This is a genomic window from Aurantimonas sp. A3-2-R12, assembly GCF_036016755.1.
In the GTDB taxonomy this organism is placed as follows: Bacteria; Pseudomonadota; Alphaproteobacteria; order Rhizobiales; family Rhizobiaceae; genus Aurantimonas; species Aurantimonas coralicida_A.
In genome coordinates this window covers 117,271-142,635 of sequence record NZ_JAYXIH010000005.1, presented here as the reverse complement: position 1 = coordinate 142,635, position 25,365 = coordinate 117,271, and the positions used below count along the sequence as shown (strand labels likewise).

Genomic DNA, 25,365 nt, shown 5'->3' with positions numbered 1-25,365 from the left:
TGGGGCGCTGGCCGCGTGGGAAATGTCGCATGGTCACTGAAACGAAAAGGCCGGCATCGCGCCGGCCCCATTGTATCGAACAGAAATAGGGATATCAGAATCCGACGGCGACCCGCGCTTCGCGGAGCTGGTCGAGGGCATGCTCGGCCTTCGCCTTGGCCTCGGGCGTCTTGGCGTCGGCGACGTCTTCCTCGGCGTTCTTGATCTGCTGGTCGAGCTCGGCCGCGTCGAGATCCTCGACACGGGTGGCGCGCTCGGCCAGCAGCGTGAAGCTGTTCTGGTTGACGTCGGCGAAGCCACCGAGCACGAAGATTTTCTGCTCGGAGCCACCTTCCAGCGTCGCCACCACGACGCCGGGCTTCAGCGTCGTCATCAGTGGCGCGTGCTTGGCCATGACGGTGAAATAGCCTTCGGTGCCGGGCACGTTGACGGCCGTCACCGCTTCAGACAGCAGCAGGCGCTCGGGAGAGACGAGTTCGAACTGAAAACTATCGGACATGGTGCCCCTTTAAGGTCGGAATGGAAGGCGTGCTTTGATCTCACGGCGCGCCCTCTCGGTACAAGGTTGTTCCTTGAACTTGGACTCAGCCACCCCTTGGCCAGCACCATGCCACGCGGCGATCACAGCCATCTGCTGCTCGGTTTTCCCTTTGTCCCGCCAGTAGGCCATCAACGGGCTGAAACTCAAACGAGTCCAATCAAGACCGCAGGCGTTGGCGGTTCCGCTGACCACTCCCTGATCAAAGATCGCGTCCATCTGCATCTTCGTCAATCCGGCCTCCCGAGCCAGATCCTGCGTGGTGTCAGCTCGTGTGGTCGCCGGCAGAACCCAGTCGGAAATCAAGAGAAGAGCAACAACCGCTCCGACGAGGGGCCCTGGTGATCGAGTAAACAACGGTCAAGCCGCTTCGGCGGCCAGCTTCTGCGCCTTCTCGACCGCCATCTCGATCGAGCCGACCATGTAGAAGGCGGCTTCCGGCAAATGGTCGTACTCGCCATTGACCAGACCCTTGAACGACTTGATCGTGTCTTCGAGCGGGACCAGCTGGCCGGGCGCGCCGGTGAACACTTCGGCGACGAAGAAGGGTTGCGACAGGAAGCGCTCGATCTTGCGGGCGCGCGCCACCGTCACCTTGTCCTCTTCCGACAACTCGTCCATGCCGAGAATGGCGATGATGTCCTGCAGCGACTTGTATTTCTGCAGAACCTCCTGAACCTGCCGCGCCACGCCGTAATGCTCCTCGCCGATGATCATCGGGGACAGCATGCGCGAGTTTGAATCCAGCGGATCGACGGCCGGGTAGATGCCCTTTTCCGAGATCGCGCGGTTCAGAACGGTCGTCGCATCCAGATGGGCGAAGGAGGTCGCCGGGGCCGGATCGGTCAGATCGTCGGCAGGCACGTAGATGGCCTGCACCGAAGTGATCGAACCCTTGGTGGTCGTGGTGATGCGTTCCTGCATCTGGCCCATGTCGGTCGCCAGCGTCGGCTGATAGCCCACGGCAGAGGGAATACGGCCGAGCAGCGCTGACACTTCCGAGCCGGCCTGGGTGAAGCGGAAGATGTTGTCGACGAAGAACAACACGTCCTGGCCCTGATCGCGAAAATGCTCGGCGATGGTCAGGCCGGTGAGCGCGACGCGGGCACGGGCTCCGGGAGGCTCGTTCATCTGGCCGTAGACGAGGGCGGCCTTGGAGCCTTCGGCCGAGCCGTTGTTCTGGTGCGGGTCCTTGTTGACGCCGGACTCGATCATCTCGTGATAGAGATCGTTGCCCTCGCGGGTCCGCTCGCCGACGCCGGCGAAGACGGAGTAGCCACCATGCGCCTTGGCGACGTTGTTGATCAGTTCCTGGATCAGAACGGTCTTGCCGACGCCGGCGCCGCCGAACAGGCCGATCTTGCCGCCGCGGGCGTAAGGCGCGAGAAGGTCGATGACCTTGATGCCGGTCACCAGGATCTGCGATTCCGGCGACTGTTCGATATAGGGCGGCGCGTCCTGGTGGATGCCGCGCTTCATCTCGTACTGGATCGGACCGACCTCGTCGATCGGCTCGCCGATGACGTTCATGATGCGGCCGAGCGTGCCGTCACCGACCGGAACCTCGATCGGGCCGCCGGTGTCTTTCACCGGCTGGCCGCGGACCAGACCTTCGGTCAAATCCATGGCGATGGTACGCACGGTGTTCTGTCCGAGGTGCTGGGCAACCTCGAGCACCAGGCGCATGCCGTTGTTGTCGCATTCCAGCGCGTTCAGGATCGCCGGCAAATCGCCGTCGAATTCGACGTCGACGACGGCGCCGATGACCTGGGCGACGCGGCCGGTCGCGCCGGAAATGTTTACGTTGTCAGCCATCGGAGGCCTCCTCTTAGATACTTTAGAGCGCCTCGGCGCCCGAAATGATTTCGACCAGTTCCGTCGTGATCTGCGCTTGCCGCTGCCGGTTGTAGGAAATCGACAGGCGGTCGATCATGTCGCCGGCATTGCGGGTCGCGTTGTCCATCGCCGACATGCGCGCGCCTTGTTCGGAGGCGGCATTTTCCAGCAGCGCATGCAACACCTGAACCTTGATGCTGCGTGGGATCAGATCCTCGAGAATCGCGCCGGGCTCCGGCTCGTACTCGTAGACGGTCGCTTCGCCGGCCAGATTGGCGTCGTCCTCGGCGAGCGCGGCCGGGATCACCTGCTGCCTGGTCGGCGTCTGGGTCATGACGTTCTCGAACTCGGAAAAGAAAATCGAGCAAACGTCGAACTCGCCCTTCTCGAACAGGTCGATGATCGTCTGTCCGATCGCCTCGGCATGTTCGAAACCGACCTGTTTGGCCTCACGCAGATCGGTGCGCTCGACGACCTTCGACGACAGGTCGCGGCGCATCAGGTCCCAGCCCTTCTTGCCGACGACCACGAACTTCACCGTCTTGCCCTGGCCTTCCAGCTTGCGCTGGTGGATCCGGGCAAGCTTGACGATCGACGCGTTGAAGCCACCGCAAAGGCCGCGATCGGCTGTGAAGACGACCAGAAGATGGACGTCGTCCTTGCCGGTCCCGACCATCAGCGGCAGGCCGTCGCCCTCCATGGCGCCGGAAATGTTGGCGAGCACCGCGGCCATACGGTCGGCATAGGGGCGCGCGGCTTGCGCGGCCTCCTCGGCACGGCGCAGCTTCGCCGCCGCGACCATCTGCATGGCCTTGGTGATTTTCTGCGTAGATTTGACCGACGCAATGCGGTTTCGCAGATCCTTCAGAGATGCCATGGCTTGGCGCTGTCTCCCGCTAGCTCGGCCACGCCCGCTGAGGGGCGCGGCTTATGCGCGTTTTCGTGACTCAGGCGAAGCTCTTGGCGAATGAATCGATCGCCGACTTCAAGTTCTCGCGAATTTCGTCCGAAAGCGCCTTTTCCTGCGCGATCCGGTCGAGCAGATCCTTGTGATCGCTCCGCAGCGCGTTGAGCAGGCCCTGCTCGAAATCGCTGACCTGATTGACCCGAAGCTTGTCGAGATAGCCCTGGGTGCCGGCAAAGATCACCGCCACCTGCTCTTCGGTCTTCAGCGGCGAGAACTGCGGCTGCTTCAACAGCTCCGTCAGACGGGCGCCGCGATTGAGCAGGCGCTGGGTCGCGGCGTCGAGATCGGAGCCGAACTGCGCGAAAGCCGCCATTTCGCGGTACTGCGCGAGCTCGCCCTTAATCGAACCGGCGACCTGTTTCATCGCCTTGATCTGGGCGGCCGAGCCGACGCGGCTCACCGAGAGGCCGACGTTCACAGCGGGACGGATACCCTGGAAAAACAGGGTGGTCTCGAGGAAGATCTGGCCGTCGGTGATCGAGATCACGTTGGTCGGGATATAGGCCGACACGTCACCGGCCTGGGTCTCGATGACCGGCAGTGCTGTGAGCGAGCCGGCGCCGTGCGCTTCGCTCAGCTTGGCGGCGCGCTCCAAGAGCCGCGAATGCAGATAGAAGACGTCGCCCGGATAGGCTTCGCGGCCTGGCGGACGGCGCAGCAGCAGCGACATCTGGCGGTAGGAGACGGCCTGCTTGGACAGATCGTCATAGGCGATCACGGCGTGCATGCCGTTATCGCGGAAATATTCGCCCATGGCGCAGCCGGTGAACGGCGCGATGTACTGCATCGGCGCCGGGTCCGACGCCGTGGCGGCGACAACGATGGAATACTCCATGGCGCCGCGCTCTTCGAGCGTGCGCACGAACTGTGCGACGGTGGAGCGCTTCTGGCCGACAGCGACGTAGATGCAGTAGAGCTTGTCGCTCTCGCGGTTCTCGTCATGCGCCGGCTTCTGGTTGAGGAAGGTATCGAGCAGGATCGCGGTCTTGCCGGTCTGGCGGTCGCCGATGACCAACTCGCGCTGGCCGCGACCGATCGGGATCAGCGCGTCGATGGCCTTCAGGCCGGTCGACATCGGCTCATGCACCGACTTGCGCGGGATGATGCCCGGCGCCTTGACGTCGACGCGGCGCTGCTCGGCACCCTCGATCGGGCCCTTGCCGTCGATCGGATTGCCGAGACCGTCGACGACGCGTCCCAAAAGGCCCTTGCCCGTCGGCACCTCGACGATGTTGCCGGTGCGCTTGACGGTGTCGCCTTCCTTGATCGCCCGGTCGGAGCCGAAGATCACGACGCCGACATTGTCCTCTTCCAGATTCAGGGCCATGCCCTGAATTCCGCCGGGGAATTCGACCATCTCGCCGGCCTGGCAATTGTCGAGCCCGTAGACGCGCGCGATGCCGTCGCCGACCGAAAGAACCTGGCCGACTTCCGAGACTTCCGCCTCCGAGCCGAAGTTCTTGATCTGCTTCTTGAGGATTGCGGAAATTTCCGCGGCGCGGATGTCCATCAGCCGACCTCTTTCAGTGCAAGCTTAAGCGAATTGAGTTTGGTACGAAGCGAGGTGTCGATCTGGCGCGATCCGATCTTGACGATCAGCCCGCCGAGGATCGTGGAATCGACACTCTCGGTCATGGTTACGGTCTTGCCGGCGTAGGAGCCGAGAGCCTCGGCAAGTTCCTTGCGCTGGGCGGCCGACAGCTTGTGGGCACTGGTCACCGACGCCGCGATTTCGCCGCGATGCTCGGCCGCATACTGGCGAAAGCCGCGGATGATGCCCGGCAGGACGAAGAGGCGGCGATTCGACGCGACGACCCGCAGGAAGTTGCCGGTCAGTTCGCTCGGCTTCACCTCGCCAACGATGGCGTCGATCGCCTTCATCTGGTCGTCCGAGGAGAAGACCGGGCTTTCGACGAGCCGGCGGAAATCCGCATTGTCGTCGATCAGTTTTTGAAACGCCACGAGCTCGGATTCGACCGTCTCGATCGCGCCGTCATCGCGGGCGAGATCGAAGAGCGATTGGGCGTAGCGGTCTGCGACCCCCGAAACGGGAGAGGATGATTGTGCCACGGACGACCGTTTCTCTTTCGGGTTTCGTTCAAGGCATTCGTTGCGCCTCTGAAGCGAGAGCGCCCCAAATCCTTGAAGCCGTTAAATGATTGACGGAAGGCGCGCGACCGGGCCGCAAAAGCCCTTCCGAAGACTGGGTCCGTCTAGCATAGGGTTTTGCCGGCGACAACACGCTTTGGCGACAGCTTTTGTCAAAGCATCGTCCTATTTGCGCTGATTTGCCGCCGGTGCGGAGCGCTCGCCCGCGGCTAATTCGCCACCATGCCGAATACGGGAGCGAGAGCCGCGGCCGCCAGAGCAAGAGCTAGAAAAAACATCAGCCAATTATAGGCGGTCGACCCGCGGTCCGAGAGGATCGAGACCAGTCGGCCGAAACCGGTGAACAGCCAACCCGCACCGAGCGTCATCTGGACGAAGGGCTGATTGTAGAGGAGCAGCGTGACGATGCCGACGCCGAGCCAGAAGCCGGCGATGGTCGCCCGCGATTCGGATAGGGCTTCGGGATGGCGCGGGCTGGTTTCCAGCCTGAGAGCGCGAAGCGTGATTCGCGGTGCGAACAAGGCGACGAGGCCGAACAGGACGGTGACGCACGCGGCCGCGAACGGCAGCATGTCGGCGTTGGTTTGCGGCAGCGCGAAGTCCATCGAAGCTCCATCGGCGAGGGCAGGTGGCGGCAGTCGAGGGCGTGCCGCGCGGGAATCAGGACGGGCGCCTTATAGGCTGAGGTTCGGCGAGGCGAAAGACAGGCCGCAAAGCGGCAGGCCGCGCTTGCCGCCGCTCAATTCTCGCAGCTGCCGGTGATCGCCACCGATTCTTTCTTGTCGCCCCAAAAAAGGGTCATCGACCCGGAATAGCGGGTCGTGCCGTTCTCCTGGCGCGCGTCCGCCAGGACGATGTTGACGTTGATGCGCGGCTCGCCCGCCGAGCGCCAGACGGTGACCACCTGGCCGTCCTTGTTCGGCGCCGTCTTGCCCTTTTCGAGTTCGCGCACCAGGCCGTTCGCCATGACGTAGCCACGCTCCGGTCCGACCGTTGTCCCGCTGCCGCTTTGGGTCATGGTCAGGAAAACGAACGGCTCGAACGTGGTCTCCGTGCTCGGCTTGACGGACTTGTCGGGATCGACGAAGGCACAGCGCGTCGGGATGGGGGACCAGTCGAGGAGACCCAGTTCGAGGCCTGTGGGCGTGTCGGGGGAGGCGTTCGCAGTCGGTGCCTGACCCGGCGTCGTCGATGCGAAGGGGGAAGTCGGGAGCGAGGTTCCGCCCGCTTTGTCCTGAGCCATGGCCGAATAACTCGCGAGCACGCTCATGGCCGCCCCGGCCACGAGATATTTCAACAGCGCCTGCATCCGTCGTCTCCCCGTCCATCATACCCCTTTGCCAGAGGCTTTCTCACAGAAAGCTCTGCGGGTCCACGTCGATCTGCACCTGAACTGAGCCACGCGGGCGGGGCGCAGCAGCGACCATGGCGCGCAGGAACACCTGGATCGGCGAGCGGCGTGTCCCGTGAACGAGCAGCCGGAACCGATGCCGGCCCCGCAGCACCGCCAGCGGCGCCTCGGCCGGGCCGAGAACTTCGATGTCGCCGTCCTCGGCCGCCGCCCGTCTGAGCGAGCGGGCATGCTCCTCTGCCTCCTTGCGGCTATTCGCCGAGACGATGACGCTGGCAAGTCGCCCGAAAGGCGGCAGACTCGTGCGTTCGCGTTCGGCGATCTCGCGCTCGTAGAAGCGGCTGGCGTCGCCGGACGCGATCGCCTGCATCACCGGGTGCTCCGGCTGGAATGTCTGGATCAGCCCGCGGCTGGCCCGGCCGCCGCTGCGGCCCGCACGGCCGGTTACCTGGTGCAAGAGCTGGAAGGTCCGTTCGGCGGCGCGCGGGTCGCCATTGGCGAGGCCGAGATCGGCGTCGATCGCGCCGACCAGGGTCATCATCGGAAAATGATGCCCCTTGGCGACCAACTGCGTGCCGATGACGATATCGGCCTCGCCGTCGGCGATGGCGTCGAGTTCGCGCCTGAGCCGCCTCGCGCCGCCGGGAAGGTCGGAGGAGAGCAGAATCGTCCGCGCCTCGGGAAAATCCGTCAGCATCTCCTCGGCGATTCGTTCCACGCCGGGGCCACAGGCGACGAGGTGATCGAGCGTGCCGCATTCCGGGCAAGCCTCGGGCCGGGGCACAGCGAAGCCGCAATGATGGCACTGCAACTGGCCGCGCAGCCGGTGGTCGACCAGCCAGGTCGAACAGTCGGGGCACTGGAAGCGGTAGCCGCAGACCCGGCAGAGCGTCAGCGGCGCGTAGCCTCGCCGGTTGAGAAACAAGAGCGCCTGTTCACCGCGCGCGATCGTGTCGGCGATCGCCCGTCCGAGCACCGGCGAGACGAAGCGCCCGCGCGGCGGCGGCGCGGCGCGCATGTCGATCAGCGACAGATCCGGCATCGCCGCTTCGGCGAAGCGGCCGGCGAGCCGCACATGGCCATAGCGCCCGGACGCGGCGTTGACCCGCGTCTCCACCGACGGGGTCGCCGATGCGAGGATCACCGGAAATCCGCCGAGCGAGCCGCGCACCACCGCCATGTCGCGCGCGTGGTAGAAGGTGCGCTCCTCCTGCTTGTAGGCCGGATCATGCTCCTCATCGACGACGATCAGCCCGAGGTTCTGGAACGGCAGGAACAACGCCGAACGCGCTCCGGCCACGACCTTCACCCGTCCTTCCACGACCTGTCGCCAGATCTTCTCGCGCTGGCGCGGGGCGACGTCCGAGTGCCATTCGGCCGGCGGCGCGCCGAAGCGCGCGTGGAACCGGTCGATGAAGCTCTGGGTCAGCGCGATTTCGGGCAACAGGATCAGCACCTGCCGGCCCTCGTCGAGGGCGCGCGCGACCGCCTCGAAATAGACCTCGGTCTTGCCCGAGCCGGTGACGCCTTCGAGCAGCGTCGTGGAAAAGCCGCCCTTTGCCACGCTCGCGGCGAGACTGTCCGCCCCCGCGCGCTGGTCGGCGTTGAGTTCGGCCCGGCCGTAGCCCGTATCGGGCGCCGCCACCGCCGGCGGCGGCGGCAGGCGGACGCCGCGAAAACTGCCCTGTTTGATCAGCCCGTCGACCACCGACGGCGTCACCCCCGCCGCGTGGGCGAGCCCCGAGCGCGACCAGGCCGGCGCCTCCTGCGCGGCCGCAAGCACCCGCTCGCGCGCCCCGGTCATACGGTCCGGAGAAGCGCCGGTCGCTTCGATCCCCTCAATCCAGGCTTCCGGGTCGAACGCCGCCGGTGCCCTGAGCGCCATGCGCACCACCAGCCCCGGCGGCGACAGCGTGTAGTCGGCGACCCAGTCGACGAAGCGACGCATCGTGGCGTCGAGCGGCGGGCAATCGAAAACGCGGGTGATCGGCCGGAGCTTCTTGGCGTCAACCCGGTCGGTCGCGCCGTCCCAGACGACGCCCGCGACCTGCCGGGGGCCGAGCGGCACCTGCACGATCGACCCCGGCGCGACCTCCATCCCGTCCGGCACGGCATAGGAATAGGGCCGCTCGGCCGGTAGCGGGACGAGGACCGGCACGACGCGCGTTTCAAAGAGCTGGCCGGTCTGGGACAAAAGGGGGGCTCCGGGGGAGGGCAGGGACCGGATTTGGCCGCTTGCGAGGAGCGGAACCGAATCGCGCATGGATTGGCGAGTCTACGAAGTCGGGCGGATGGCCGAAAGCGATGGTGCGGTCTGGCGGCAGCCGCGGACCAGATTGCCCGATCCGCGGCCTTGGGGCAGGCGATGATGCGCAGGGCCTCCGCCGCATTCCATCAGCGGTATTTTCCGCTCCGTCCGCCGCAGTCTGAGTGCGCATCTGCCGTGGGCGTCGAGGGATACGTTGATAGCATATGAAGCGCCAATAATGATGCTTGAGATATCAGTATGCATTGTGTAGGTATCGATTTACCTATCCTGGCCTCGGCAGAATGATTCATGATCACGGCCTCACAACTACGCGCCGCCCGGGCGCTTCTGGGCATCGATCAGAAGACATTGGCGGAACGCGCCGGCGTCTCGGTGCCCACCATCCAGAGGATGGAGGCCAGTCAGGGCAATGTTCGCGGTGTCGTCGAGAGTCTGACGAAGGTTGTCGAGGCGCTCGACCGCGCCGGAATCGAGTTGATCGGCGAAAACGCACAGAGTGTCTCGTCGGGCCGGGGGGTTCGGCTGAAGGTGCCGAAACCGCGAAGCTGAACGAGCAACCAACGCGACGGCGACCGACGACTGATGCCGACGATCCCGCCACCTTATCGCAAGGCCGCCGGACATCATGGACATGAGACCCTCAATTCGGACCCCGACGTCCAACCCGAGCTTTGTCGAGCTCTTCACGCCCAAACTCATCACCGTCCTGCGCGAGGGCTATCGCCTCTCGCACTTTCGATCGGACGTCGTCGCCGGGCTGACCGTGGCGATCGTCGCCCTGCCATTGTCGATGGCGATCGCCATCGCCTCGGGCGCGACGCCGGCGCAGGGGCTCTATACGGCGATCATCGGCGGCTTTCTGGTCTCGGCCCTCGGCGGCAGCCGCTTTCAGGTCGGCGGTCCCGCCGGTGCGTTCATCGTGCTGGTGGCCACGACGGTCCAACTGCATGGCATGGACGGCTTGCTCCTGGCCACGATCCTGTCCGGCGTGATGCTGATGGCGGTGGGCTTGCTGCGGTTTGGCACCTATATCAAGTTCATCCCCTATCCGGTCACCGTCGGCTTCACGGCCGGCATAGCCGTGATCATCTTCGCCAGCCAGATCAAGGATCTTCTCGGTCTCACACTGGGCGACGAGCCCGGGCCGCTGCTGGAGAAACTGCCCGTCATCTGGGCCAGTCTGCCGAGCGTCAATGCTGCGGCGATCGCGCTGTCCGCCGCAACCATCGTCGTCATCACCGGCCTGAAACGCGCCCGCCCGCATTGGCCGGGGATGTTGATCGCGGTGGGCGCCGCCGCCGCCGCAACCGGTTTGTTGCATCTTCCGGTGTCGACGATCGGCACCGCCTTCGGAGGCATTCCCAGCACCTTGCCGCTGCCGTCATTGCCGGAATTCACGTTCGCCAAAATCCAGGCCGTGCTGCCGAGCGCCGTGGCGTTCACGCTCCTCGGCTCCATCGAATCCTTGCTGTCGGCTGTCGTCGCGGACGGAATGACCGGTCGCCGCCATCGATCGAACTGCGAATTGGTCGCGCAAGGCGTGGCCAACGTCGCCTCGGGCCTCTTCGGCGGCATTTGCGTCACCGGCACGATCGCCCGCACCGCCACCAATGTCCGCGCCGGCGCGCACGGACCTGTCGCGGGCATGCTGCATGCCGTCTTTCTTCTGCTCTTCGTTCTGGTTGCGGCGCCGCTCGCGAGCTACATTCCTTTGGCCAGCCTCGCCGGGGTTCTTGCCGTCGTGGCCTGGAACATGATCGAAAAACATGCCTTCGCGACGCTGCTGCGGGCCTCGCGCGGCGACGCCGCGGTGCTAATGGCGACCTTCCTGCTAACGATCTTCCGCGATCTGACGGAAGCGATCGTCGTCGGCTTCGCGCTCGGTTCGGTCCTGTTCATTCACCGCATGTCGAAAACCACTTCGATCGCGACGCACGGACCGTTTGTCGCCGAGGACAGGGCCGATGATGCCAATGGCGGCCGCTTGCCTTACGACGAGATGGCGGCGATGGATCCCGACGTGGTCGTCTACCGGATCTCGGGGGCGTTCTTCTTCGGTGCGGCGGCCTCGATCGGCTCGGTGCTGGACCGCATCGCCGACACGCACCGCGCCTTGATCATCGACTTCGCGGCGGTTCCCTTTCTCGATTCCACTGCGGCCAATACGCTGGAGGGGCTGGCCCACAAGGCCACCCGGCGAGGGGTGAAAGTGGTGCTGACCGGCACTTCGCACGAGATCCGCAAGGATCTCTTCTTGCACGGAATCAAGCCGCCGCTGGTGAGCTACGAGCCATCCATCGACAAAGCCGTGGCGACGGTTCACCGGGTCGGCGGGTGATCCGGTCGGCCCGGCAGCGGATGATTTCGCCGGCCGGCCGGCGCGCCCCAGCGGCATCTGCACGATCGAGCCCGGCGCGACCGCCTTCCCCTCCGGCACGGCATAGGAAAAGGGTCGCTCGGCCGACAGTGGCACGAGGATCGGCAGGGAAAACGTTTCGAAGGGCTGGCCGGTCTTGAGGGCAAACCGGGCTCCGCAGAGAAGGTGGTAGCCGCTTCGATTGGCCGATACGTCGACTTCTAGCGGTAGACGCTCGCAATTCAGCCTTGGCCGAAGACCACCGAATTACGCACACCCCAACCAGTAACTATTCGCAGCGGCGTAAACGCGGCAGCCGATCCACCCACCGAGCCGACGAGAGCTTTCAGATAAATCGAGCCAGCTCTCAACTCGCGGCAAGCTCGCTCCTGACAGGCGGCGATTATGCAGTTTGCCCGGAAAAGACCGCTTCATACACATCTAAAACAATGCCGGTCATGGCAGTGCTGAGGGTAGCCCATGCGAAGCTCTCTACATCCACAAGTTGTTGGGCAGGGCGGTAATGAACGAAGGAATTCCTCAGCCAGTAAATGGCTTTTGCTGAGTGCCGAACTAATGTTTCGTCATCGGACGGTATGGGTTTTTCTAGCGCATTTAGGACTTCGCGAAGGTCCGACGGCGAAGAAAAGCGTAAAATTCGCTCCAAGCTTCCTTCCTCGCGAGGATGCCACCCCAGTTTGTCCTCAAGAGCGGTCGCGATCTCGCCCCAGCTGGATTTGATGCTGAGATGTTTTCCGAGACTGTGAGCACTTGAGTAGGCATAGAGTGCTTCAAGACATCTGTATTGAGCCAAAAAGAAACTGCTCTTATCGCCGTCGAAAACGGACCTGCAGAGAACTCTATACGGAATCCTTGTGCTTTCGAGGTCGCAAAGTGTACGAAGAGTTGCCGCCAAATTTCCCTCGATCCAAGAAGCGCCAATTTCGCACTCATCTATGCAGGATTGAAAGAATACGTTCCAAGTCTCTTCAGTCGATGTTCCGCTAATATCGAAAATGCGTAAAGTCGGATAGAGAGAGGCAATTGCATCGTGATCATGGCCTGTATACGCCGAATCAGCCTTCTTATCTGACCATTCAACAATATCCCTAATTTCACTAGGCGTTGCTTTGGGGCGCGGTGTTAAGTCGGAAAGCGCAACGGTGAGGAACGCTGGGGTTATTTCCATTTCCACTGCTGATAAGCTAGTTCCGGCCTGTTCGAACCCTATCGTAAGCAGATACGTCTTTGAAGAAATATCTACTCTTGCGAGCTTTCGGCTCGGGGTGAAGGTTAAGCACTCAGCGACGACTGCGTTTATCATGAAGTTGCGGTGCATTGGCATCGACGCAATCCAGCGCGGCTTGCCAGCGTTTTTCAGAGCGATGCCGCGTGAAGCGCAATGGTCATCCAACGCCGAGAAAATGCCTGTGTTGGCGTCGATCAAGTGCCGAGACATTAGTTTGCGCGCCAGCAGGGCTCCAGCGTTGAGAGTTCGAAACCTTCGTCAATCAACACCTGGAAGCCGTCAAAATAGGCGGTTCGCTCATATCGTCCGACTTGACCAACGCGTTTGTCGAGCGTTTCCGAAAGGACGTCGAGCCTTAGAAAATCTCCAATCTCCTCTGTACCCATCGCCTTGAGCCGCTTTAAAAGTTTATGAGAATCGGCTCTTATCTTTTTCATCCTTTTCAGCCGTTCCTCGTGAGGTCGATCCATTCCTGGGCGGCCAAGCACGTTTTGTGCAACCGCGACCGTGAAGCCGATCCGAGCCGGTTGGCTATCGAATATATTGCGCCCCTTAGAAAACCTAGCGTTTGAGCCACGATCGAAACGCGAGAATGCTTCGTCTAATCGAGTCATAATTGAAAGGCACTCATAATATTGCTTCTGAAATTCGTTGTCTGTAAGGTTGTCCACAAAGTCTAGTCGAGAAAATTCGTCTGATAGTGCTTCTCTTGTATCAATATTCGTTTTTCGCAATGAAAAAGAAATATACAATTCAACCAAGGAGTCGCTGCTAAATTCACCTGGATTTACGCGGCGACCGGGTTTATCCGGCGTAAACATACGGTTAATCTCAGGGACATTATCCTGAATCTCATTCAATAACGGTGCAAAAACAACCGATAACTGGCGTGCAAGCGTCCATGGCACCTGACCCGTGTTTAGGACCAGCATTCGATAGACCATCGTACTGACAGTTTTTGTAAGCCAAAACTCAACGCGCATTTCATTGGCCAGTACAGTCGGATCGATATTGCTAGCTTCCGACAATGCGGCCGTTCTTTGCATACCATCAATGATCGAGAGCTGGGCTCTGATTTCATCCGGAAGAATGTCGCCCGGAGCAACGGCATCAATTTTCGGATAGGTGTTGAAGGTTTTCAGGTCAACTACAGCCCCAATTACAACCGGCGGTAAAACGGCTCCGCGCCGGATGTCGGTAACCATACGGTCTCGTATACGCTTGGCAGTTGTTGTTTTTAAGGTATCTCGCTGCCCGCTCAAAGCGCCACGTGCTGAATGAGCGGGCTTAACTAAATTTAAGTAATCACCAACCGTCATTATCGTTTGCACAGAAAAACACTCAGTGCGAGAGTCGTGAAGCCAATTCATAAAAGCCCCTCAAAGCCCATTATGTCCGCGTAGCACCAACTAACTTATTTTAGAAGCGGGAGGATGTTTGAGCGGCACCTGATCGACATCATATATGCAGCGGAACCTGTGCGATAGGGGCCGACGATCATGAACCTGCATAGCGGAAAATTGTGAGGATGATAGTTCAGTAGCAAAAATTTTGCGCGGTCTATATCGCAAGTGCTGAGCCGTGAGGTGTGTTGGCCGGTCATGCGCAATTCGCCAAGGCCATTTCATCCGCTATCTCCGTGGTGGCGCTATGTTACCAACGGCCATCAATACACATTTCAATCCCGTATGCGGAGAAGGCTACGCTCTGGGCCGCGTCCATGCCCTTCCCATATAGCCCCGGCCCGCCCATTCCTGCTAAGACGCGGCAGATCGCGAACCGAACCCAACGAGGGCGCCATGAAATTCTTCGTCGACACCGCCGATATCGCCGAGATCAAGGAACTTGCCGACACGGGTCTCCTCGACGGCGTGACCACCAACCCGTCGCTGATCATGAAGGCGAACCGGCCGATGAAAGAGGTGGTCGCCGAAATCTGCGCCGCCGTCGACGGCCCGGTCTCGGCCGAGGTTACCGCCGTCGAAACCGACGCCATGATTCGCGAGGGCAAGATTCTGGCCGCCATCGCCGACAATGTCTGCATCAAACTGCCGCTGACGCTGCCCGGCCTGAAGGCCTGCAAGGCGCTGACCGGCGAGGGCTTCCTGGTCAACGTCACCCTGTGCTTCTCGGCGGTGCAGGCGCTGCTCGCCGCCAAGGCTGGGGCGACCTTCATCTCGCCCTTCATCGGCCGACTCGACGACATCAATATCGACGGCATGGGGCTGATCGCCGACATCCGCCGGATCTACGACAATTACGGCTTCGATACCGAGATCCTGGCGGCCTCGGTGCGCACCATGAACCATGTGCGCGAGGCGGCGCTGCTCGGCGCCGACGTTGCCACCGTGCCGCCGGCAACACTCAAGGGTCTGGTCAAGCATCCCTTGACCGACAAGGGCCTTGAGGCCTTCCTTTCCGATTGGAAGAAGACCGGCCAGACCATCGCCTGAGGGCGGGGCGGACCAATAGCCGCAACGAAAAAGGCGACCCGCTGGGCCGCCTTTTTTCTTGTCCGGATATGAGCCGGGGAACGCCTTACGCCTGAAAATGGCTCTCCAGGAAATACAGCGACTTGTCGAGGCCGCGGCCGACCTCGGTCAATAGATCCTCGGTCAGCGCGTCGCCGGCCTCGGAGGCCTCCTCGATGCCCTTCTGCACCTCGTCGCTCCAGCGCGCGTAGGAATCGGCGAGTCGCTTCAGGTGATCTTCCGATTTCACCAGGTCGAGCGGGTAGGGCTCCAGCACCGAATTCTCGACCGCCGCCTGAACCGTACCGTGCGCCTGGCCGCCCATGCCGGTCAGCCGCTCGGCGATGTCGTCGACATAGGCCTCGGTCACCTCGTGCAGCTCGTCGAACAGCTTGTGCACGGCGATGAAGTTCATGCCCTTGACGTTCCAGTGCGCCTGCTTGGTCTGGTAGGTGAGGTCCACCGCCGTGCCGAGATGCTTCTGCAGAAGCTGGACCATCGATCCGCGGATGTTCTCCGACAGCGGGTTCTTGGTCGAATGCAGCTTGGTTTTGCCGTTCTTGGCCATGGTCGTCTCCTTCGTGTGGGGTGGCGTTGGCGCATCGGGCCGCGTAGGCGAACCCCGATGCCAAAACCGGTCGCCTGCATAATCGCCCTGAAGGCCAACGGTTCCGTTCGAAACGGGTTTTCGGCGACGATTCGGGACGGCATCGCGTCGCGGCGCGGGGTGCCCGGGCTTTCCTGAACGGGGTTGCGATCCACATGGCGGTTCCAGTGCGATCGCGCCCGGTACCGGCGCCCGCCTGAATTGCGATCAAGGAGATTTCCATGAAGACCATGCTCATCACCGGCTCCTCGACCGGCATCGGCGCGGCCACCGCCCGCCGCGCCGTCAAGGCCGGCTACCGCGTGGCGCTCGCCGCCCGCTCCAAGGACAAGCTCGACGGCCTGGTGGCGGAACTCGGCGAGGATAAGTCGCTCGCGCTCGCCTGCGACGTCCAGGATTTCGCTGCCCAGCAGGCGATGGTCGCCGCCGTTCTCGACCGCTTCGGCTCGCTCGACGCGGTCTTCGCCAATGCCGGGCTCGGCGCCAAGGGCACCGGCACCGCGGGCGGCGACGTCGAGAACTGGCGCGAAATGGTGCTGACCAACGTCCTCGGCCTGATGTTCACGGTGAAGGCGACCCACGACGCGGTCGTCGCGGCCAAAGGGCAATATCTGCTGACCGGTTCGGTGGCCGGACGCAAGGTGCTGCCCGGCTCGGTCTACGGCGCCACCAAATGGGCGGTGACCGGCTATGGCTACAATCTGCGTGAGGAAATGCGCGAGAAGGGCGTCAAGGTGACGCTGATCGAGCCCGGCATGGTCGACACGCCATTCTTCGACGAGCCCAAGCCGAACGCACTGACCCCGGACGATATTGCCGGGGCGGTGCTCTATGCGCTGTCGCAGCCGGACAACGTCATGGCCGGGCGAGAATCTGGATCGAGCCGCTCAATCGTTGAGGGTGGGCGGCGCTACTTGGCGATTGCCGCGTCCGACAGCTTGTCCAGCGCCTTTTCCATCGCACCCACCGCGTCGGCATCGTCGTCGATGTCGTAGCGCTCGGCGAGTTCCTCCGCCTCGAGATAGCCGACCATGGTCTGGCCGTCTTCGTCCCAGACCAGCATCTTCTGCGGCAGGTCGAGCCCGATCCGGCGGTTCTTTTGCATCAGCGGCGTGCCGAGCTTCGGGCTGCCGAAGATCACCACCGTCGTCGCCGGCAGCTCCAGCCCGGCGGATTTCGCGTTGGCCTGATGGTCGAGGGTCAGGGCCACCTTGGCGCCGGCCTTTTCGATCGCCGCCGTCAGCGCCGCGACCGTATCGGCGACGGATTTGGGCGATTGCTTGGTGACCCAGTCGTCCTCGGCATGGGCGAGGGTAGGAGCCAGGATGAGGGCGGCGCCGAACAGCGGCGCCAGGGCTTTGAAAGTCATGATCTCTCCCGTGTGAGGTTTCGAGTCCAACTGTCGGCGGGGCGGCGGGTTCCCTCCGCACCGCCCCTGCCGTCTCTCAGCTCATCGAATCCTTGATGCCCTCGAAGGCCTTGTCACCCCAGACCTTGCGGATCGTGGCGTCGCGGCCGCAGGAGAAGCGGTAGTATTTATATTTCAGCGGGTTCTTCTTGTAGTAATCCTGGTGGTAGCCCTCCGCCGGCCAGAAGGTCGGGGCGGTGTTGATCGGCGTCACGACTGTGCCGAGGTCCTGTTTCACCGCGGCCTTCGACGCCTTCGCGGTCTCGACCTGGGCGGCGTCGGTGGCGAAGATCGCGGTGGTATAGGAATGGCCGCGATCGCAGAACTGGCCGCCGGCGTCGGTCGGATCGACCGAGTGCCAGAACACCGTGAGCAGCTGGTCGTAGGACACCTTGGCGGGGTCGTAGGTGATCTTCACCGCTTCGACGTGACCGGGATGGTTCTGATAGGTCGGGTTCTGGTTGGTTCCGCCGATATAGCCCGACGTCGTGTCGAGCACGCCCTGCACATGGTCGAAGTCGCTCTCCACGCACCAGAAGCAGCCGCCGGCGAAGATCGCCGTCGCACTCGTCTGGGCCGCGACCGGGCCGGGCGACAGCGTCAGCGCCATCAGCGCGCCAGCGGCCAGCGTGGCCAGGGCGAATGGGTTGCGTCGCATCGTCATCTCCTCAGTCTTCTGCCGAACGGGCATGCGTCGCGCCATCAAGACTGGCGACGCGCGCCCGATCAACACAAGCTTCGGTGAAGCGGGATGTTACCGGCCCCGACCTCAGCTTCTCGCGAGGCTCGGCGCTAACGGGGACCCGGTTGTCTGCCCCGCCCTTAAGCTTCGGGCTGACGCTCTCGCTGGCGGGGGCCCCTAGCCCCCGTCGGCCTGGAAGCCGGCGGCCTCGATGCCGGCGATGGCGGCGATCTCGTCATTGTCCGAGGTATCGCCGGTGATGCCGACAGCGCCGAGGATCGCGCCGCCCTGGCCCTTGACCAGCACGCCGCCCGGCACCGGCACCAGCGAGCCCTTGGCGAGAGCGTTCATCGCCTGGACGAAAGAGGGCTGCTCCTCGGCCCGCTTGAAGATCGCCCGCGAACCGATGCCGAGCGCGATGGCGCCATTGGCCTTGCCGATGGCGATGTCCGGGCGCATCCGCGACGACCCGTCCGAGCGCTCCAGCGCGACCAGCGCGCCGCCGGCATCGAGAACGGCGACGGTCAGTGGCTTGCAGCCGTTCGCGGCACCGGTTTTGAGCGCCTCGGCGATGATAATGCGGGCCTTGTCGAGGGTGATGGTCATGGTCGTCCTTGTTGTATGAGGTTGGCGGGTATTGATGTGGCACCGCCTTTAACCGATCCGGCTGGCGGCACAAAGCCGCCGCCGGGCACATTCCCGCCGCTGTCAGAACTTCCCTCACATCCACTTGATCGGCGGGTTTCGACGCAACCTCCCGCCGAACGGCCCGTTGTTAGCTGGAATCGCGAACGCTTCGCACAGCCGACGCTTCTTCGCGATCCATCCCCGAATTTGGAGGACTCCCCATGAACAAGCTTCTGATGACGACTGCCGCCACGCTTCTCGCGCTCGGAACGACCGCCTTTGCCGACAACATGATCGACACCGCCAACGTCAAGGTCGAGGGCAAGGCCATCACCTTCGCCAGCGTCGGCGCCGACAATGGCGGCTATCTGGTCATTCACGAGGTCAAGGACGGCGCGCCGGTGGTTCCGGGCTCGATCGGCCACGTCGCCCTCAAGCCCGGTCACAACGAGTCGGTGACGGTCGAGACGGACGTCGAACTGGCCGCCGACGGCGCCTACATGGCGATGCTGCACGACGAGACCAACGGCAACGACACCTATGATTTCGGCGACGGCGCGACCGACGTCGACACCCCGACGATGATGGAAGGCAAGCCCGTCGTGATGCCGTTCATGGCGACGATGATGATGGACGGCGGCATGAAGGCCGACGGCGCGATGGATTCGAACATGTCCGGCGCCAGCACCGCGACGAGCGGCGAGCCGGGCGCCAAGACCGACGAAGTTACCACCCCGTCCGGTGGCGTGGTCCCCGGCCAGACGCCGAACTAAGCCGGTCCCCGCCAGCAAATGACGACAAGCCGTCCCGCCTCGCGCGGGGCGGCTTTTTTCGTGCCCATTGCAGGGCCGGCGCCAAGACGCAACGGCGGAACCATTTCCCGTGTTCGAGGCGTTTATCGCGAAGAGACTCCATTCCATCAAGGAGATCGCTATGCCCCGCTTTACCGCTGCCATTCTCGCCGCGCTGCTCGCGCTCCCCGCCGCGCCGGTCCTGGCGCAGCAGACCGTCGGCGTCGCCCTGTCGAACCGCGAGAAGCGCGTCGCCGTGCCGGTGCGTCTGCCGGACGGGCGCATGGTTCTGCGCACCCGCAACAGTGGCGTGCCCTGGCTCTACGGCGTCGGCAGCGCCTACGGCAAGGCATCCGGCCTGCCGCTGATCGGCGGCGTCACTTCCTCGATCATCGCTTCGACGCCGTCGGGCGGCCTGGTGCCGGGACAGGAGCCCGAGTGATCGCCCGCCATCCGGCTTGCGCGGTGTCACCACGCAATCGCCCGCTTGGCAGCGGAGGATGCCTCCGCCAACGCAAAAAGGCCTGCCCGATGAAAATCCTCCCCGCCGTTCTTCTCCTCGCTTTGACCTTCAGTGCCTGCGCCCAGACCCCGGACGGCGTGAAGAGCGCCAGCTGGAGCCGCCAAGCCGAACTGATGGACGGCGCGGTACCGCGCTAGACGGGACTCCACACGCGGTAAGCTTGGCGACGCCACTATCGCGCGGTTGGTCAGTTGCCAAGTGGGCTCCGCATGCTTTGCAAAATAGGGCGGTCAAGTCGGACTTTCCGCCGCGCGCCGAGGGCGGGCGACGATCAACGCCACCCGGCAATTCAAGCGGAAACGATTGCGGGCAAGATGCTGCATGGTGCAAATGAGGCAACGCATCGATAACGGCTTCGATGCGGCGGCGGTGACATGCTGCGGGGGCAGGGGATCGCTATCGATGCGCCCTGCCGATATCGCGAAGACGCTCACGCCGCCCGCCGTCAAAACCGCTGGACGACGACCGGAGTGAGCTTCAACTCGCCTCATCCCCCAACTTGGTGACGTTGCCCTGATTGTGACCGCAATGAATCCTATTCGGGGCTGATATGGGCCAAATAGGTGCACGGCATGAGGCTTTAGTCGTATCCGGATCGCCCTGCCGCTCCTTGCCAACCAGGGGTGCGTCCATGATAGTAGCCGAGGCCGCCGGGACGGATCGGTTCGCCACAATGCATCGGCTTGTGTGTGAACCAAGGTTCCGCAAGACCGGGCGCGAATTTTAAGGGAGGAATTACGTGACAGATATTCAATCCAAGGCCGTCAACCGCCGCTCGTTTCTGAAGAAGAGCGTGATCGGTGGTGGAGCGGCAGCCGCGGCGACCGCGCTCGCGACGCCGGCCGTACTGGCCCAGTCGCCGCTGGTCGTGAAGATGCAGACGTCCTGGCCGGCATCCGACATCTGGATGGACATGGCCAAGCAGTATGTCGACCGCGTCGAGTCGATGTCCGGCGGCCGGATCAAGATCGATCTTCTCCCCGCCGGCGCCGTCGTCGCGGCGTTCCAGGTGATGGACGCGGTCAATGACGGCGTGCTGGACGCGGCGCATTCGGTGTCGGCTTACTGGTACGGCAAGAACAAGGCGGCTTCGCTGTTCGGCACCGGACCGGTGTTCGGCGGCAATCCGACCACCATGCTGTCGTGGTTCTATCAGGGTGGCGGGCGCGAGCTTTATCGCGAGCTGACCCAGGACACGATGGGACTCAACGTCGTCGGCCTGCTCGGCTTCCCAATGCCGGCCCAGCCGTTTGGTTGGTTCAAGGAGCCGGTGAATAGCGTCGCCGATATCAAGGGCTTCAAGTACCGGACCGTCGGTCTTGCCGCCGATCTGATGCAGTCCATGGGAATGAGCGTCGCGCAGCTTCCGGGCGGCGAGATCGTGCCGGCGATGGAGCGTGGCGTGATCGACGCGTTCGAGTTCAACAATCCGTCGTCCGACATGCGGTTCGGCGCGCAGGACGTGGCAAAGAACTACTATCTCGGTTCTTACCATCAGGCGAGTGAGGCCTTCGAATTCCTGTTCAACAAGGACTTCATGGACGATCTCGACGAGGATCTGCGGGCGATTATGGAATATAGCGTCGAGGCGGCATCGACAGCCAACACGGCTTATGCGCTCGACAATTATTCCTCCGATCTGCAGAAGTTGCAGGACGAGAGCGGTGTGACCGTGCGCCAGACGCCGCAGGAAATCCTGCAGGCGGAACTGGAAGCCTGGAGCACCATGATCGTTGATCTGGAGGCCGATCCCTTCATCAAGAAGGTGCTCGACAGTCAGCGCGCCTGGGTCGAACGGGTGACCTATTACGAGCTCCTGAACGCGCCGGACTACCGCTTGGCCTACGAGCACTTCTTCCCCGGCAAACTGCCGAGCTGATACCCCGACACAGAACAATCCAATGCCCGGCGGTCGGTTTCCGCCGGGCCTTTCTGTAATCGGATCGGGAATCCATGGTCGCTTTCATCCGCTTTGCCGACTCACTGTCGGCAGCCTTCGGCAAGGCATTCGCCTGGCTGATCATCTTGATGACGTTCGGCACCAGCTACGAAGTGTTCGTGCGCTACGTCCTGAACGATCCGACGCCCTGGGCGTTCGACGTTTCCTTCATCATGTACGGAACGCTGTTCATGATGGGCGGAGCCTATACGCTGTCACGCGGCGGCCATGTCCGCGGCGACTTCCTTTATCGGCTCTGGCAGCCGAAGACGCAGGCGACCGTCGACCTCGTCCTCTATCTCATTTTCTTTTTTCCCGGGGTCACGGCGCTGATCGTCACCGGCTGGAAATACGCGGCCCGCTCCGTCGGTTACGGCGAGGTCAGTGTGAACAGCCCGGCCGGCATCCCGATCTTCCAGTTCAAAGCGGTCATGGTCGCGGCCGGTATCCTCCTCTTCATTCAGGGCATCGCCGAGATCTTCCGCTGTATCCAGTGCATTCGCACCGGATATTGGATGCGCGCCCATGAGGACGTCCAGGAGACCGAGGACGCGATCCTGAACAAAGCCACTGCCGCCGAAAGCGACGCCCATCCATGACCGATCCCCAACTCGCCCTCACGATGCTGGGGCTGTTCATCTTCCTTGTCTTCCTCGGATTTCCGATCGCCTTCACCCTGATGGCGATGGGTATCGGCTTCGGTTACTACGCTTATTTCGACGCCGACCGCATGTGGCGCAGCTTCAATCGTCTCGATGATTTCGCGGGCACATGGGACAGCTTCAGTCTCTGGGTCGACGGGTTTTTCAACAACCGCATCTTCGACCTCTTCATCAACCAGACCTACACGGTGATGAGCAACGAGGTTCTGACCGCAGTCCCGCTATTCCTCTTCATGGGCTATGTCGTCGAGCGGGCCAATATCGTCGAGAGGCTCTTCACCACCCTGAACATCGCCTCCAAGAATGTTCCCGGCTCGCTCGGCGTTGCCGCCCTGATCACCTGCGCCCTGTTTGCCACGGCCACCGGCATTGTTGGCGCAGTTGTGACGTTGATGGGACTGCTGGCGCTGCCGGCCATGTTGAAGGCGCGCTACGACACGTCGTTCGCCGCGGGCATCATCTGCGCCGGCGGAACGCTCGGCATCCTGATCCCGCCCTCGATCATGCTGATCGTCTACGCGGCGGCCTCCGGCACCTCGATCGTCCGGCTCTATGCCGGTGCGTTGCTCCCCGGCTTCCTGTTGGTCGGTCTCTACCTCGTCTACGTCGTTGGCCGGTCCATCGTGCAGCCCTCGGTGGCGCCGAAACCAACCGACGAGGAAGTTCCCCACGTTCCGGCCCTGCGGCTGATCGTCATGATCGCGACGTCCTTCCTGCCGCTGGCCGTCCTGATTCTCTCCGTCCTCGGCTCGATCCTGTTCGGGCTTGCCACCCCGACGGAAGCCGCGGCCATCGGTGCGCTCGGCGGCTTGCTGCTTGCCGTTTCCTACCGCGCCCTGACCTTTCAGAGACTGCGGGAGTCGGTCTATCTCACGGTCCGGACCACCGCGATGGTGTGCTGGCTCTTCGTCGGCTCCTACACCTTCTCCTCGGTCTTTTCCTATCTTGGCGGTGAGACGGTCATTTCGGAATTCGTCCGTGGGTTGGATCTGTCGCCGCTGGAGTTCCTGCTGTTGGCGCAGTTGATCATCTTCCTGCTCGGCTGGCCGCTGGAATGGTCGGAGATCATCATCATCTTCGTACCGATTTTCCTGCCGCTGCTGGAAATGTTCGGGATCGATCCGCTCTTCTTCGGCATTCTGGTGGCGCTGAACCTCCAGACGTCGTTCCTCACACCTCCGATGGCGATGAGCGCCTATTACCTGAAGGGGATCGCCCCGCCGGAGGTGAAGTTGACGCAAATCTTCGCCGGCATCATGCCGTTCCTCTTCATGGTCTTCCTGTCGATGGCGGTCGTCTACATCTTCCCGCAGATCGTCTTTTATCTGCCGGACGCCATTTATGGCAATTGATCCAAGGCTGCTCGCGCTGCCGGTTGCTGAACTCGCAAGCCGTCTGGCAAGCGGGGCGCTACGTGCATCCGATCTGGCGGAGGCGTCGCTCATGCGGATCGCGGAGCGCGAGGAGGCGGTGGGCGCTTTTGCGTGGTTCGACGCCGAGTTCGTGCGCCGGCAGGCAAGGATCCTCGACGAATGGCGGGGCAGGGGGCGCGCGCTAGGGCCGCTCCATGGCGTGCCTGTGGCCGTCGCGGACACGATCGACACGGCCCGCATCCCCACCAGCAATGGCACGCCTGCCGACGCGCAGCGCGTGCCCGATGCCGACGCAGCCATCACGGAGCGGCTGCGCGCGGCAGGCGCCTTGCTGATCGGCAAGACGGAAACGGCCGAGCTAGGCTATCGCCAGCCGCCGAGGACGCGCAACCCGGTCAACCCGGCGCACTCGCCGGGCGTCGCCTCGTCCGGCTCGGCGGCGGCCGTCGGTGCGGGCATGGTGCCGCTCGCGGTCGGCGTCGAGGGTAGCGGATCGGTCATCGGCCCGGCCGCCTATTGCGGTTCGGTCGGTTACAAGCCGAGCTTCGGCTCGATAGCGCGACGCGGCACGCTAGCCCTTGCTCCCAGTCTCGATACGCCCGGCGTATTCGCCGCTGATGTCGAGGGCGCGGCGATGCTCGCCGAGGCGCTGTTTGGATATGATGCCACCGATCCCGCGACATCGTATGCGCCGCATCCACGTCTTCTCGACGCGGCGCGCTCCGCGCCGCCGGTCAAGCCGACCTTCGCCTTGGTGCGTACGCCCTTCTGGGATCAGGCGAGCGCCGATATGCAGGGCGCGCTCGGCGAGTTGGCCGAGCATCTCGCCGAGCGCTGCTTCGAGGCCGAACTGCCGGCCATCTTCGCCGAATGCGAGATCCATTTCGAGCGCGTCCTGGAGGCTGAAATGGCTCGCAGCCTCGTCGGCTACGGTCAGCGTCACGGCGCGCTCCTCAGTGCGCCATTGCGCGAGACATTGGAGCGCGGCGGGGCCATCCTGGCACGCGACTATCTCGCGGCGAAGGACTGGCAGAGCGTCTACAGAGCCGGGATCATGGCGATCCTGGACCGATGCGACGCGATCCTGACGCCTGCGGCGCCGGGACCGGCGCCCGAAGGGCTCGACAATGTCGGCTCACCGGTTTTCAATCGTCTTTGGACATTCGCCGGGCTGCCGACGATCACGCTGCCGCTGTTGGAGTCGGAGAACGGCCTGCCCATGGGCGTTCAACTGGTTGGACGCCTGGGAGAAGATGCACGTTTGTTGCGCGCGGCGCGTTGGCTGGAACAGACGATACTCAAAGGAGGAACGCCCGAATGACCCTGACCGAACGTTTGATGAGCGTTGTGGCCTTCGCGATGCTCGTCGTCTTCCTGGGGGTGCTGATCCTCTACGTTCCCCGCGTCGACCTGGGTGTGGTGCTTTTGGTGACCATCCTGCTTTGCGCCTACGACCTGTTCTGGCACAAGACGCCTGCGCGCGACTGAAGCACGGGGCTTGAAGCACCGACGGAAGACGGCCTTATTCCCGGAGTAACCTCTACGAGATCGCACCGGGCTGACCCGGTGCAGGAACCTGCCGTGCTCCGCTCGCGTCTCGTCGGGAT

The 25,365-nt window shown here is 63.1% G+C and carries 26 protein-coding genes and 1 pseudogene; 12 read left to right on the top strand and 15 right to left on the bottom strand.

Annotation, left to right across the window (positions count from 1 at the left end; all coding sequences use genetic code 11):
- Nucleotides 1–94: 94 nt before the first annotated feature.
- The 9 genes and pseudogenes from VSX60_RS04580 to VSX60_RS04540 all read right to left on the bottom strand — a co-directional run bounded on the left by VSX60_RS04580 (nucleotide 95) and on the right by VSX60_RS04540 (nucleotide 9,064).
- Nucleotides 95–499 (bottom strand): F0F1 ATP synthase subunit epsilon, encoded by a 405-nt coding sequence (locus VSX60_RS04580; RefSeq protein WP_327622962.1) that lies wholly within the window; start codon nucleotides 497–499, stop codon nucleotides 95–97.
- Nucleotides 500–508: 9 nt separating this feature from the next.
- Nucleotides 509–772: a hypothetical protein gene (locus tag VSX60_RS04575; RefSeq protein WP_327622961.1), complete on the bottom strand. Its 264-nt coding sequence runs from the start codon at nucleotides 770–772 to the stop codon at nucleotides 509–511.
- Between the two features lie 126 nt (nucleotides 773–898).
- Nucleotides 899–2,335: pseudogene (gene atpD / locus VSX60_RS04570) on the bottom strand (F0F1 ATP synthase subunit beta); the annotation flags it as partial.
- A 40-nt stretch (nucleotides 2,336–2,375) separates the two neighbouring features.
- Complete coding sequence (locus tag VSX60_RS04565) at nucleotides 2,376–3,251, bottom strand: F0F1 ATP synthase subunit gamma (protein ID WP_327622960.1); 876 nt, start codon at nucleotides 3,249–3,251, stop codon at nucleotides 2,376–2,378.
- Between the two features lie 70 nt (nucleotides 3,252–3,321).
- Complete coding sequence (gene atpA, locus VSX60_RS04560) at nucleotides 3,322–4,851, bottom strand: F0F1 ATP synthase subunit alpha (protein WP_327622959.1); 1,530 nt, start codon at nucleotides 4,849–4,851, stop codon at nucleotides 3,322–3,324.
- Complete coding sequence (locus tag VSX60_RS04555) at nucleotides 4,851–5,411, bottom strand: F0F1 ATP synthase subunit delta (RefSeq protein ID WP_327622958.1); 561 nt, start codon at nucleotides 5,409–5,411, stop codon at nucleotides 4,851–4,853. The genes atpA and VSX60_RS04555 overlap by 1 nt, the downstream gene beginning before the upstream one ends.
- Before the next feature lie 248 nt (nucleotides 5,412–5,659).
- A complete protein-coding gene (locus VSX60_RS04550) occupies nucleotides 5,660–6,055 on the bottom strand; it encodes an AGROH133_08824 family phage infection protein (protein ID WP_327622957.1) in 396 nt (131 codons plus the stop codon).
- A 134-nt stretch (nucleotides 6,056–6,189) separates the two neighbouring features.
- Nucleotides 6,190–6,759, bottom strand: a complete 570-nt coding sequence (locus VSX60_RS04545; protein ID WP_327622956.1) for a hypothetical protein — start codon at nucleotides 6,757–6,759, stop codon at nucleotides 6,190–6,192.
- Nucleotides 6,760–6,802: 43 nt separating this feature from the next.
- Nucleotides 6,803–9,064 carry a primosomal protein N' gene (locus VSX60_RS04540; protein WP_442873052.1) on the bottom strand — a complete coding sequence of 754 codons (2,262 nt, stop codon included), beginning with the start codon at nucleotides 9,062–9,064 and terminating at the stop codon, nucleotides 6,803–6,805.
- A 294-nt stretch (nucleotides 9,065–9,358) separates the two neighbouring features.
- Between VSX60_RS04540 and VSX60_RS04535 the strand changes: the two genes are divergently transcribed.
- Both VSX60_RS04535 and VSX60_RS04530 read left to right on the top strand, forming a co-directional pair.
- On the top strand, nucleotides 9,359–9,619 hold the full coding sequence (locus VSX60_RS04535) for a helix-turn-helix domain-containing protein (protein WP_206453355.1): 261 nt from the start codon (nucleotides 9,359–9,361) through the stop codon (nucleotides 9,617–9,619).
- Between the two features lie 82 nt (nucleotides 9,620–9,701).
- A complete protein-coding gene (locus tag VSX60_RS04530) occupies nucleotides 9,702–11,408 on the top strand; it encodes a SulP family inorganic anion transporter (protein ID WP_327622954.1) in 1,707 nt (568 codons plus the stop codon).
- Between the two features lie 421 nt (nucleotides 11,409–11,829).
- Here the strand turns inward: VSX60_RS04530 and VSX60_RS04525 are convergent, their stop codons facing one another.
- Nucleotides 11,830–12,873 (bottom strand): hypothetical protein, encoded by a 1,044-nt coding sequence (locus tag VSX60_RS04525; RefSeq protein ID WP_327622953.1) that lies wholly within the window; start codon nucleotides 12,871–12,873, stop codon nucleotides 11,830–11,832.
- A gap of 11 nt (nucleotides 12,874–12,884) precedes the next feature.
- Entirely contained in the window at nucleotides 12,885–13,880 is a 996-nt protein-coding gene (locus tag VSX60_RS04520) for a hypothetical protein (RefSeq protein WP_327622952.1), read from the bottom strand.
- Between the two features lie 594 nt (nucleotides 13,881–14,474).
- Here VSX60_RS04520 and fsa point away from each other — a divergent pair.
- Complete coding sequence (gene fsa / locus VSX60_RS04515) at nucleotides 14,475–15,128, top strand: fructose-6-phosphate aldolase (protein WP_327622951.1); 654 nt, start codon at nucleotides 14,475–14,477, stop codon at nucleotides 15,126–15,128.
- 85 nt (nucleotides 15,129–15,213) lie between these two features.
- Here the strand turns inward: fsa and dps are convergent, their stop codons facing one another.
- Nucleotides 15,214–15,714: a DNA starvation/stationary phase protection protein Dps gene (gene dps, locus VSX60_RS04510; protein ID WP_327622950.1), complete on the bottom strand. Its 501-nt coding sequence runs from the start codon at nucleotides 15,712–15,714 to the stop codon at nucleotides 15,214–15,216.
- A 260-nt stretch (nucleotides 15,715–15,974) separates the two neighbouring features.
- Here dps and VSX60_RS04505 point away from each other — a divergent pair, with 260 nt between their 5' ends.
- Nucleotides 15,975–16,748: an SDR family oxidoreductase gene (locus tag VSX60_RS04505; protein WP_327622949.1), complete on the top strand. Its 774-nt coding sequence runs from the start codon at nucleotides 15,975–15,977 to the stop codon at nucleotides 16,746–16,748.
- Here the strand turns inward: VSX60_RS04505 and VSX60_RS04500 are convergent.
- The 3 genes from VSX60_RS04500 to VSX60_RS04490 all read right to left on the bottom strand — a co-directional run bounded on the left by VSX60_RS04500 (nucleotide 16,664) and on the right by VSX60_RS04490 (nucleotide 18,449).
- Nucleotides 16,664–17,122: a DUF302 domain-containing protein gene (locus tag VSX60_RS04500; RefSeq protein WP_327622948.1), complete on the bottom strand. Its 459-nt coding sequence runs from the start codon at nucleotides 17,120–17,122 to the stop codon at nucleotides 16,664–16,666. The genes VSX60_RS04505 and VSX60_RS04500 overlap by 85 nt on opposite strands.
- 76 nt (nucleotides 17,123–17,198) lie before the next feature.
- Complete coding sequence (gene msrA, locus VSX60_RS04495) at nucleotides 17,199–17,819, bottom strand: peptide-methionine (S)-S-oxide reductase MsrA (protein ID WP_442873051.1); 621 nt, start codon at nucleotides 17,817–17,819, stop codon at nucleotides 17,199–17,201.
- A 201-nt stretch (nucleotides 17,820–18,020) separates the two neighbouring features.
- Entirely contained in the window at nucleotides 18,021–18,449 is a 429-nt protein-coding gene (locus tag VSX60_RS04490) for a GlcG/HbpS family heme-binding protein (protein WP_327622947.1), read from the bottom strand.
- 242 nt (nucleotides 18,450–18,691) lie between these two features.
- Between VSX60_RS04490 and VSX60_RS04485 the strand changes: the two genes are divergently transcribed.
- From VSX60_RS04485 to VSX60_RS04450, 8 genes are all read left to right on the top strand, one after another.
- Nucleotides 18,692–19,243, top strand: coding sequence for a DUF7282 domain-containing protein (locus VSX60_RS04485; RefSeq protein ID WP_327622946.1), 552 nt, complete (start codon nucleotides 18,692–18,694; stop codon nucleotides 19,241–19,243).
- 160 nt (nucleotides 19,244–19,403) lie between these two features.
- Nucleotides 19,404–19,703: a hypothetical protein gene (locus tag VSX60_RS04480; protein WP_327622945.1), complete on the top strand. Its 300-nt coding sequence runs from the start codon at nucleotides 19,404–19,406 to the stop codon at nucleotides 19,701–19,703.
- Nucleotides 19,704–19,792: 89 nt separating this feature from the next.
- Entirely contained in the window at nucleotides 19,793–19,921 is a 129-nt protein-coding gene (locus VSX60_RS04475) for a hypothetical protein (protein ID WP_327622944.1), read from the top strand.
- Nucleotides 19,922–20,532: 611 nt separating this feature from the next.
- On the top strand, nucleotides 20,533–21,663 hold the full coding sequence (locus VSX60_RS04470) for a TRAP transporter substrate-binding protein (RefSeq protein ID WP_442873054.1): 1,131 nt from the start codon (nucleotides 20,533–20,535) through the stop codon (nucleotides 21,661–21,663).
- A gap of 74 nt (nucleotides 21,664–21,737) precedes the next feature.
- Nucleotides 21,738–22,322, top strand: a complete 585-nt coding sequence (locus tag VSX60_RS04465; protein ID WP_253964511.1) for a TRAP transporter small permease subunit — start codon at nucleotides 21,738–21,740, stop codon at nucleotides 22,320–22,322.
- Nucleotides 22,319–23,737, top strand: coding sequence for a TRAP transporter large permease (locus VSX60_RS04460; protein WP_327622943.1), 1,419 nt, complete (start codon nucleotides 22,319–22,321; stop codon nucleotides 23,735–23,737). The genes VSX60_RS04465 and VSX60_RS04460 overlap by 4 nt, the downstream gene beginning before the upstream one ends.
- The gene (locus tag VSX60_RS04455; RefSeq protein WP_327622942.1) at nucleotides 23,727–25,079 is read left to right on the top strand and encodes an amidase; all 1,353 of its coding nucleotides are present in this window, start codon (nucleotides 23,727–23,729) and stop codon (nucleotides 25,077–25,079) included. Before VSX60_RS04460 ends, VSX60_RS04455 begins: the two co-directional genes overlap by 11 nt.
- Nucleotides 25,076–25,246: a hypothetical protein gene (locus VSX60_RS04450; RefSeq protein WP_327622941.1), complete on the top strand. Its 171-nt coding sequence runs from the start codon at nucleotides 25,076–25,078 to the stop codon at nucleotides 25,244–25,246. Before VSX60_RS04455 ends, VSX60_RS04450 begins: the two co-directional genes overlap by 4 nt.
- Nucleotides 25,247–25,365: the final 119 nt, after the last annotated feature.